The 9096-nt window shown below is 74.1% G+C and carries 9 protein-coding genes; 2 read left to right on the top strand and 7 right to left on the bottom strand.

The window, feature by feature from the left end; all coding sequences use genetic code 11:
- Positions 1-90: 90 nt before the first annotated feature.
- The 6 genes from ABZ948_RS40075 to ABZ948_RS40100 form a co-directional block, all read right to left on the bottom strand.
- Positions 91-258 (bottom strand): hypothetical protein, encoded by a 168-nt coding sequence (locus tag ABZ948_RS40075; RefSeq protein WP_359768063.1) that lies wholly within the window; start codon positions 256-258, stop codon positions 91-93.
- 165 nt (positions 259-423) lie between these two features.
- Entirely contained in the window at positions 424-945 is a 522-nt protein-coding gene (gene tsaE, locus ABZ948_RS40080; RefSeq protein ID WP_359768064.1) for a tRNA (adenosine(37)-N6)-threonylcarbamoyltransferase complex ATPase subunit type 1 TsaE, read from the bottom strand.
- The gene (locus ABZ948_RS40085) at positions 911-2170 is read right to left on the bottom strand and encodes an alpha/beta fold hydrolase (protein ID WP_359768065.1); all 1260 of its coding nucleotides are present in this window, start codon (positions 2168-2170) and stop codon (positions 911-913) included. The genes tsaE and ABZ948_RS40085 overlap by 35 nt, the downstream gene beginning before the upstream one ends.
- Before the next feature lie 127 nt (positions 2171-2297).
- On the bottom strand, positions 2298-3464 hold the full coding sequence (gene alr, locus ABZ948_RS40090; RefSeq protein ID WP_359768066.1) for an alanine racemase: 1167 nt from the start codon (positions 3462-3464) through the stop codon (positions 2298-2300).
- Positions 3465-3524: 60 nt separating this feature from the next.
- The gene (locus ABZ948_RS40095; protein ID WP_359768067.1) at positions 3525-4412 is read right to left on the bottom strand and encodes a L,D-transpeptidase family protein; all 888 of its coding nucleotides are present in this window, start codon (positions 4410-4412) and stop codon (positions 3525-3527) included.
- A 322-nt stretch (positions 4413-4734) separates the two neighbouring features.
- Positions 4735-6183: an NAD(P)H-hydrate dehydratase gene (locus tag ABZ948_RS40100; RefSeq protein ID WP_359768068.1), complete on the bottom strand. Its 1449-nt coding sequence runs from the start codon at positions 6181-6183 to the stop codon at positions 4735-4737.
- Positions 6184-6341: 158 nt separating this feature from the next.
- Here ABZ948_RS40100 and ABZ948_RS40105 point away from each other — a divergent pair, with 158 nt between their 5' ends.
- A complete protein-coding gene (locus ABZ948_RS40105; RefSeq protein ID WP_359768069.1) occupies positions 6342-7496 on the top strand; it encodes a hypothetical protein in 1155 nt (384 codons plus the stop codon).
- Between the two features lie 51 nt (positions 7497-7547).
- On the opposite strand, the gene ABZ948_RS40110 is transcribed toward ABZ948_RS40105, so the two are convergent.
- The gene (locus ABZ948_RS40110) at positions 7548-8552 is read right to left on the bottom strand and encodes a BtrH N-terminal domain-containing protein (RefSeq protein ID WP_359768070.1); all 1005 of its coding nucleotides are present in this window, start codon (positions 8550-8552) and stop codon (positions 7548-7550) included.
- 131 nt (positions 8553-8683) lie between these two features.
- Between ABZ948_RS40110 and ABZ948_RS40115 the strand changes: the two genes are divergently transcribed.
- Complete coding sequence (locus tag ABZ948_RS40115; RefSeq protein ID WP_359768071.1) at positions 8684-8956, top strand: hypothetical protein; 273 nt, start codon at positions 8684-8686, stop codon at positions 8954-8956.
- Positions 8957-9096 lie beyond the last annotated feature (140 nt).

Raw genomic sequence — 9096 nt, forward strand, 5'->3', positions numbered from 1 at the left:
CCCGCGTACTGGTTGTACTCGGGTGTTCGCCCGGTGCGGCGAGAGTGCGTGCCGGGCGTCGCGGGGCAGGCGGGACTTTGCGGACACCCCCTAGGCGGCCTCGCGGTGGTCCTCCACCGGCTCGGAGAAGTCCGGCTCGGGAGCGCGCGGCGGCGTGGAGATCAGCGCCGCGGCCTCGCCCGCCGCCAGCAGGTCCCGCATGGACACCCCGGCGACCGCGAACGGCAGCGGCTGCCCCTTGCTCTCTGTAGCCGACATGGACGCCTCCTGAAAGGCCGGGGGCGGACGTAGTTAGGTACACCTAACTACGGACTGGATACCATGTGACCACGCCCGGGACGCCGGACGCAACATCTTGCCGACGTCTTGTCGGAACGTTCATCAAAAGACCGCACCGGGTGCCACCCGCCCGGGCGGCAGGGCTCAGGCGGCGAGCACGCTCAGGTCCGTGGAGGCCCAGCGTTCCCCCAGACCGGTGACCGTCATGTGCCGGACCTCGTCGGTCGTGTCGCCCACCGCCCGGTGGATGACGACCTGGAGCCGCTCCTCGGTCAGCTCCTCGACCTTGCCCTCGCCCCACTCCACGACGACCACGGACTCGGGCAGCGAGACGTCCAGGTCCAGGTCCTCCATCTCGTCGAGACCGCCGGAGAGCCGGTAGGCGTCGACGTGGACCAGCGGCGGCCCGTCGCCGAGCGAGGGGTGCACCCGGGCGATCACGAAGGTCGGCGAGGTGACGGCCCCGCGCACGCCGAGCCCCTCGCCCAGCCCGCGGGTCAGGGTCGTCTTGCCCGCGCCGAGCTCCCCGCTCAGCATCACCAGGTCGCCCGCGCGCAGCAGTTTCGCGAGCCGGCGGCCCAGCTCCCGCATCTGCTCGGGGGACGTGACGACGATCTGGACGGATCCGGGCTCAGCCGGGTTGTGCGGTGCTGCTGGTGCTTCCATAGCCCTTCACGGTAGCCCCTGCGGGCACGGCACCCGTGCGGGTGAGCAGGTCGGCGAGCCGGTCGGTGACCACTTCCGGGTGTTCCAGCATCACCAGGTGCCCCGCGTCCGGCACCAGCACCAGCTCCGCGTCCGGGAGCAGGTCGGCGATCGCCTCGCTGTGCTCACTGGGCGTGACCAGGTCCTGCACCCCGGCCAGGACGAGGACCGGCAGGTCCGCGAAGTACGCGAGCGCCTCGGTCTTGTCGTGGTCGTTGAACGCCGGGTAGTACTCGGCGACGACGTCGATCGGCGTGCTCTCGATCATCCGCTCGGCGAACCGGGCCACGGCCGGGTCGACGTCCCGGGACGCGAAGGAGTACCGCTTGATGATCCCGGCGAACAGGTCCGCGGTCGCCCGGCGCCCCTTCTCCACCAGCTCGGCCCGCTGCCCCAGCGCCTTCAGCACCCCGGGCAGCACCCGCCGCACCGCGTTGACGCCGGCGACGGGCAGCCCGTAGTTGACCTCGCCGAGCCGTCCCGACGACGTCCCCACGAAGGCGACCCCGACGACCCGCTCGCGGACCAGCTCCGGGTACTGGTCGGCCAGCGCCATCACCGTCATGCCGCCCATGGAGTGTCCGACGAGCACGATGGGCCCCTCGGGCACGGCCGCGTCGATGACGGCCTTCAGGTCGCGGCCCAGCTGCTCGATGGTGACCGGCTCGTCGTCCCGGTTCTGGGCGACGCCCCGCCCGGACCGGCCGTGGCTGCGCTGGTCCCAGTGCACCGTCCGCACCACGCCCCGCAGGGCCGCCCGCTGGAAGTGCCAGGAGTCCTGGCTGAGGCAGTAGCCGTGGCTGAAGACGACGGTGACGGGCGCGGGTGCCTTGCGGCCGAACAGCCGCCGGCGGCGTGGGCCGATGGCCGGGGCGGCTTCCGGATCGAGGTCGTCGACCTCGTAGTACAGCTCCGTGCCGTCGTCGGCGAACGCCTTGCCGGGCATGCCGCGCAGCGAGCCGTAGGGGCCCGCCGAGTCGAGGGCGAGCCGGGCCTTCTGGCGCATGCCCCGGCCCACGGTCATCCGCTCCAGGGCGACGCCGGCGGCCGCGCCCGCGGCCACCACGCCTATCGCGACGCCGGCGATGCCGGTCGCCCGGCGCCAGCCTCCCGCCGCCCCCGCGGCGGAGGCCGCGACGGCCGCGGAGGCGACGTCCGCGACGACCTCCGCACTGCTCTCGCTCACGTACCGCTCCTCTTCGCCGGGCTGCTGATCGGGTGACGCACTGGGTCGGATGATGCCGTGTGGCTGGTGTTGCCCTTGTTACCAGGGTGCCTTTCGTTCCTCGCGTGACCAGTCCTACCGGTGCGAGTTACCCGTCCTGTTCCTCATTCACATAGACGCGGGGAACGCGCGTTCCGATCCGGGTCACGATCTCGTAGGCGATGGTTCCGGCCGCCTGCGCCCAGTCCTCCGCGGTGGGCTCGCCGCGGTCCCCGGGCCCGAAGAGAACGGCCTCGGCGCCCGGCGCGGGCGCGTCGCCGCCCAGGTCGACGACGAACTGGTCCATGGCGACCCGCCCCGCGATCGTCCGCCACTTGCCCTCGACCAGCACCGGGCCGGCCGAGGAGGCGTGCCGCGGGATGCCGTCCGCGTAGCCGAGCGGGACGAGGCCGAGGGTGGTCTCCCCGGGCGTCACGTACCGGTGCCCGTAGCTGACGCCGTGCCCGCCCGGGACCTGCTTGACCAGGGCCAGCGAGGCCGACAGCGTCATCACCGGGCGCAGTCCGAAATCGGCCGGGGTGCCGAGCTCGGGGCTGGGCGAGATGCCGTAGGTGGCGATGCCGGTGCGGACCAGGTCGAAGTGGCTCTCGGGGAGGGTGAGCGTGGCCGGCGAGTTGGCGATGTGCCGGACCTCGGGCCGGACGCCCTGCCGCTCGGCGTGGGCGACCATCTCGCGGAAGCGGTCGAGCTGGGCGGCGATGGAGGGGTGGCCGGGTTCGTCGGCGCAGGCGAAGTGCGACCACAGCCCCGTGACGCGCAGCAGCCCCTCGGACTCGGCGCGCAGCGCAGCGCGGACCAGGTCGGCCCAGTCGCCGGGCGGGCAGCCGCCCCGTCCGAGCCCCGTGTCGGCCTTGAGCTGCACGCGAGCGGGACGATCGGCCTCCCGGGCGGCCCGGGTGACCTCCTCCAGGGCCCACATCCCGCTGACGGACACGTCCAGATCGGCCTCGATCGCCTCGCGCCAGGGCCCGCCGGGGGTCCAGAGCCAGCACATGATGCGGCCCGGCAGCCCGGCGGCCCGCAGGGCGAGGGCCTCCTCGGGCGTGGCCGTGCCCAGCCAGCTCGCCCCCGCGGCGACGGCGGCGCGGGCGCACGGCACAGCCCCGTGGCCGTACGCCTCGGACTTCACCACGGCCATCAGGGCAGCGCCCGGCGCGTGGGCGCGCAGGGTCCGCACGTTGGCCCGCAGGGCGGCCAGGTCGATCTCGGCGCGGGCCCGCAGGGTCGCGGTCCGCGGGGCTGTTCTCTCGCTCATCGCGCCCAGTGTCTCAGAGGGCCCCGACACCCCCGAGGCAGCGGCCCGCCAGCAGGTCGCCTACGTCCCGGGCCGCCGCCCCCACACGAACACCCGGTCGCCCTTCTTCAGCACGCCCCAGAGCCGTCGGGCGTCACCCACGGTGAGGTTCACGCAGCCCATCGAGCCGACGCCGGTGTGCAGGCTGCCGTAGACGCCGTGGAAGGCCTGCCCGCCGCTGAAGAACTGGGAGTACGGCATCGGCGTGTTGTACAGCGTCGACCAGTGGTTCTTGTGCCGCCAGTAGATCTTGTGCCACCCGGCCCGTGTCCGGTACCCGGCCCGCCCGCTGCGGATGGGCACCGCCCCGAACACGACCGTCCTGCCCTTCTGCACCCACATCAGCTGCCGGTCGAGGTCCACGCACGCCACGGGGTGGCTGCGCACCGGGCACCTCCCGGCGGCGTTGGGGTTGGTGCGCGCCGACAGGTACCGCATCCGCGACCAGGTCACCGGACCGGCGAACCCGATGGCCGGCTTGATCCCCTGCCGCACCTGGAACGCCCGGATGGCCCGGCAGTCCGCCGCCGACTGCCTCCCGTCCACCCGCAGTCCCAGCCACCGCTCGACCTGCCGCTGATACGGCCCGGCCTGCCGCGTACAGCTCACCTGCGCGACCGCCTCCCCCAGCGGCACGTACTCCACGAGCGCGTACGTCCCCGGCACCGCGCCGCGCGGCTCGACGGCGTCCTCCTCGGCGGACGGCGCGTACACCACCGGCGGCAGCGCCTGGTCGGGCGTGTCCACGGACCAGGGCTGCGCCGGCCCCGGCGCGACCCCCGGGACCAGCTCGCCCAGGGGCCCGGGAGCGGGCGGCACGGGAGCGGCACCGGCGACCTCGACGGGCAGCGCGGCGACGAGAACGAGCAGGAGGGCGAGGGCACGGCCGGTAGTACGTCTCGGGGTCATACGATCAGAAAAACGCGAGCACCCGAAGCGGCCGGGGCGCCGCGCGGCGGGGGTCACCCAGAGGCATCAGCCCACACCGAGACCACCCGGACCTGCTCAGCGAGGTCCAGCCCGCCGGGCACCGCACCCGACGACCTGCTCAACCAGACCCAGCCCGCCGGGCACCGCACCCGACGCCGCACCCGACGACCCCGCTCAGCCGAATCCAGCCCGTCCGGCGCTTGAGGACGAGGCCGTTCAGGCCGAAGCGGGGGTCTGGGGGGCGGCAGCCCCCGGAGGTCACCTCAGCCGGGGCCTGGGGCGGCACCCCCCAGACGTCCCCTCACTCCAGGACATTCCGCCAAGCCTCCGGAATCGCCGCGGCCACATCGTGCGCCCCGACCGGCGCCCCCTCCGCCGCCAGCCGCCCGGCGAGCCCGTGCACGTACGCCCCCGCACTCCCCGCGTCCACCGCCGAGAGCCCCGCCGCCAGCAGCGACCCCGCCAGCCCCGACAGCACGTCCCCGCTGCCCGCCGTGGCCAGCCAGGACGTCCCCGTCGGATTCACCCGCACCGCCCCGCCCCCCGAGTCGGCGACCAGCGTCGTCGACCCCTTCAGCAGCACCGTCGCCCCGTACCGCCCCGCCAGCTCCCGCACCGCCGCCAGCCGGGCCCCCTCGACCTCTCCCCGCTCGACCCCGAGCAGCGCCGCCGCCTCCCCGGCGTGCGGTGTCATCAGCGTCGGCGCCCGGCGCCCCCGCACGACCCCGGCGTCCGCCAGCCGCAACCCGTCCGCGTCGATCAGCACCGGCACCTCCGCCGCCAGCACCTCCCCCACCGTCGCCGCGTCGTCCCCGGCCCCCGGCCCGACCACCCACGCCTGCACCCGCCCCGCGTGCTTCGGCCCCTGGTCCGACACGAGCGTCTCGGGAAACCGCGCGATGACCGCTTCCGCGGCCGGCCCGACGTACCGCACGGCCCCGGCCCCGCCCCGCAGCGCCCCGGCGACCGCCAGCACGGCGGCCCCGGGGTACCGCGCCGACCCGGCGGCGATCCCGACGACCCCCCGCCGGTACTTGTCGCTCTCCGCCCGCGGCACCGGCAGCAGCCGGGCCACGTCCACGTGCTGCAACGCCTCCAGCTCCGGCTCGGCCGGCAGCTCCAGCCCGATGTCGACCAGTCGCACCGACCCGGCGTACTCCCGCGCCGGGTCGATGAGCAGCCCCGGCTTGTGCGTCCCGAACGTCACCGTCAGATCGGCCCGGACGGCGACGCCCCGCACCTCCCCGGTGTCGACGTCGACCCCGCTCGGCAGGTCGACGGCGACCACGGCGCCCCGCGACCGCTCGGCGGCGGCGGCCAGCGGCACCGCGTCCGGCCGCAGTCCACCCTTCCCGCCGATCCCGACAATGCCGTCGACGACCAGATCGGCCCGCTCGACCAGTTCCTCCACCCCGCCGGCCCCGACCGCCTCGCCGACCGCCACGGCCCGGCCCCCGGCCCGCCGCAACGCCGCGAGCCCCGCCGCATGAGCACGCTCCGGAGCGAGCAGCACCGCCGTGACCCCGGCACCGCGCCGGGCCAGCCGGGCCCCGGCGAACAGCGCGTCACCTCCGTTGTCCCCGCTGCCGACCAGCAGGACGACCCGGCGGCCGTACACCCGCCCCAGCAGGTCGGCGCAGGCCGCGGCGAGCCCGGCGGCGGCGCGCTGCATCAGCGCCCCCTCCGGCAGCCGCGCCATCAGCTCCCGTTCGGCGGTCCTGACCGTCTCCACGCTGTACGCACTACGCATGCGGTCGAGTTTCCCGCACGACCGCCCGGCCACTCCCCCGCATCTCGGGCAACTCCGGTCCGTGTCGCATCCATTGACGCTTTGCCGTCCCTTTGCCAGACTCCCGGCGCGCAGAAAGCGCTTGCACACCCCCCACGTTCGACGAAACCGAGGCCCCCATGGGACGCAGAGCCGCATTCCTCGCCGCCGCCGGTGCCACCGCCCTCCTCACCGCCGCCGGCACCCTGACCGCCCCCGCCACGGCCGCCCCCGCGCGGGCGCTGGCCTGCGGGGACGGCTCGTACCAGGCCGAGGCCGTGCAGAGCGGCAGCAACTGGACCGCCCGGCGCGGCGGCAGCACGGTCTACACCGGCACCGACATGCGCGCCGCCGTCCAGGCGGCGGTCAACAGCCTCTCCGCCGGGCGCACGTCGAAGGAACGGGTCGTGGTCCGCGGCTCGGGCTCGATCTCGGCAGGCTCCCGCATCTCGCTCCCGAGCTACACCGTCCTCGACGTCTGCGGCACCATCAACGTCACCGGCACCGGCTCGGGCGACCAGGCGCCGGTCTACTCGCGCGGCACCCGTGACGTCGAGGTCCAGAACCTCAAGCTCACCGGCACTCCGCTGTACGGCATCTTCCTGCGCAACGTCCAGAACGTGGTGCTCGGCCAGATCGACATGCGCCTCTCCCGCGGCCTGGGCGTCCGCATCGACAACCGCGGCGACACCAGCCAGTGGACGCGCAACGTCCGCATCGACAACGTCTACGTCTCCGGCGCGTCCAGCCACGCGGTCGAGACCTACGGCGTCGACGGCATCACCATCGGCACGGTGACGGCCCGAAACGTCGGCGAGTCGGGCCTGCTCCTCAACCAGACCATCAACGCCAACGTCACCAAGGTGGACGCGGAGAACGCGGGCACCGGCACCGGCTACGCGGCCTTCCGCATGGCCAACCGCAACGGCCGGGTCGGCAGCGGCTACCCCACCAACATCCGGGTCGGCGAGGTCATCGCGCGCGGCGGCGGACGCGGCGTGTTCTGCGTGTCGGAGAGCGGCGGCGCCGTCATCAACAAGGTGACGCTCTCCAACACCGGCAACAACTCGGTGCTGATCGAGAACTGCTACAACGTCAACCTCGCGGCCCAGAGCGGCACGATCACGGGCGGCGGCGAACTGCGGCTGGCCGCGCGCTCGGAGTTCCCGAACAACAAGGACATCACCATCCAGAACCTGACGGTCACCAACTCGTCCCTCCGGGAGAGCCCCTGCGGCGAGAACACGACGTTCCGCAACATCACCCGGGTGAACAGCAGCCAGTCGATCTGCTGACCGGGCCCGGCCGCCCCGGAGCCTCCGCCCTCCCCGGCGGAGGCTCCGTCCTCATCCGGCGGAGGCTCCGTCCCCCAGGAGGCTCAACGCCCGCATGGCGTCGCTCTCCACGCGCGCGATGTCTCCGAGGACGGCGCCCGCCTCCACGAGGTACCGCTCGTCCCCGGACGTACCGGCGCGCGCGACGAGCGCGGCGACGTCCGTCCACAGGGCGGCCGCCTCGGCGTACAGCCGGTGCCCGGTGCGCAGGTGCCGGCTGTCGAGCGTCGCGGCGCACTCGGCGAGGAAGTCGCGGTAGAGGTTGCGGAACAGGGCGCCGCCGGTGCCGGCCTTCTCCATCAGGTCGGCGGCCCGCGGCAGGTCCCGCCCGGGGTCGTCGGCGCGCCGGAGCCAGGTGCGCACGAGCGTGCCGGCCTTCTCGATGCCCCGGTGGCCGAGGTTGGCGATCGGCGGGTGGAGGAAGGCGTGCGCGCACGCGGTGACGGCGGGCACGATCCCCGCCTCGGGGGAGGGCGCGTTCTCCGGGACGGCGAGGGTGAAGGACCGGTGCCTGGCGGTCATCGGCCCGCGCGCGGCCCTGGCCCGGGCGAGACTGTCCAGGCTGGTGGAGACCGCTCCGCCCTGCTGCCCGGTGTCCACCAGGAAGGCGTCGCGCTCGTCGTATCCGTACAGGGCGACGACATGCCCGCCGAAGTGGACCTTCGAGGTGAAGTAGTCCAAGTAGTGGCTGTCGACCTGCAGTCCGACGGGCCGCCCGGCGTCCACCGGGCCCGCGACGTTCTCCCAGGCCCTGCGCGGGGACGACGTCTCCCTGACGCCCAGCTCCAGGCCGAGCCGGTCCGCGAGGTTCCTCGTGAGCTCGAACGGCTTCACCCGTCCCCCGAGGAACGGGAAGTCCATGGCCTTGCCGTCCCAGTAGACGAAGGAGAGGCCGGAGCCGAGGCCGAAGAGCATGGGCTCGGACAGATCGAGCCCTTCGTGCCGCAGCAGCACGCCCAGGGCCGTCGTCTCGCAGTGCAGCGTCCCGCGCGCCTCGACGCCTTCCACGGTCGTCATACCGCGGCCTCCGGGACGGAGAGGGTGAGCAGGGTCATCGGTTCCTCCTGCGGGGTTTCGGCCGGGCAGCAGCCTTGCGGCGGTACGATCGACGTGCGATTTGAACTCGTTCAAAAGCAGGGGGACAAGCCATGTCCGGATCCACCGCGCCCACCGACACCGGCACACCCGCCACCGCCCTCGGCCCCACGGCCCTCGCCCTCGGCGCCTTCTCCGCGGTCGGCACCTGGGCGTTCCTCATCCCCTGGACGGTGATCGCCGGAGCGCTCGCCATCACCTTCGGGGCGATGGGCATCCACTACGCCCGCCAGGGCACGGGCCGCATGTGGACGGCGGCAGCCGGGACGACCCTGGGCACGGTCGGCTTCCTCGGCACGGCCCTGCTGCTGTGGAGCATGGCCTAGGGGGTGTCCGCAAAGTCCCGCCTGCCCCGCGACGCCCGGCACGCCCTCTCGCCGCACCGGGCGAACACCCGAGTACAACCAGTACGCGGGCGTCCGCCCGGCACGCCGAGAGCACGCACCGAACGCCGCAGGGCCCGCCC

It is taken from the genome of Streptomyces olindensis, assembly GCF_040645895.1.
In the GTDB taxonomy this organism is placed as follows: domain Bacteria; phylum Actinomycetota; class Actinomycetes; order Streptomycetales; family Streptomycetaceae; genus Streptomyces; species Streptomyces olindensis.

What these genes read in the sequence shown, in the direction of transcription:
- ABZ948_RS40075 (WP_359768063.1), bottom strand. Translation starts at nt 258, where the DNA reads ATGTCGGCTACAGAGAGCAAGGGGCAGCCGCTGCCGTTCGCGGTCGCC.
- tsaE (WP_359768064.1), bottom strand. Translation starts at nt 945, where the DNA reads ATGGAAGCACCAGCAGCACCGCACAACCCGGCTGAGCCCGGATCCGTC.
- alr (WP_359768066.1), bottom strand. Translation starts at nt 3,464, where the DNA reads ATGAGCGAGAGAACAGCCCCGCGGACCGCGACCCTGCGGGCCCGCGCC.
- ABZ948_RS40095 (WP_359768067.1), bottom strand. Translation starts at nt 4,412, where the DNA reads ATGACCCCGAGACGTACTACCGGCCGTGCCCTCGCCCTCCTGCTCGTT.
- ABZ948_RS40100 (WP_359768068.1), bottom strand. Translation starts at nt 6,183, where the DNA reads ATGCGTAGTGCGTACAGCGTGGAGACGGTCAGGACCGCCGAACGGGAG.
- ABZ948_RS40105 (WP_359768069.1), top strand. Translation starts at nt 6,342, where the DNA reads ATGGGACGCAGAGCCGCATTCCTCGCCGCCGCCGGTGCCACCGCCCTC.
- ABZ948_RS40110 (WP_359768070.1), bottom strand. Translation starts at nt 8,552, where the DNA reads ATGACGACCGTGGAAGGCGTCGAGGCGCGCGGGACGCTGCACTGCGAG.
- ABZ948_RS40115 (WP_359768071.1), top strand. Translation starts at nt 8,684, where the DNA reads ATGTCCGGATCCACCGCGCCCACCGACACCGGCACACCCGCCACCGCC.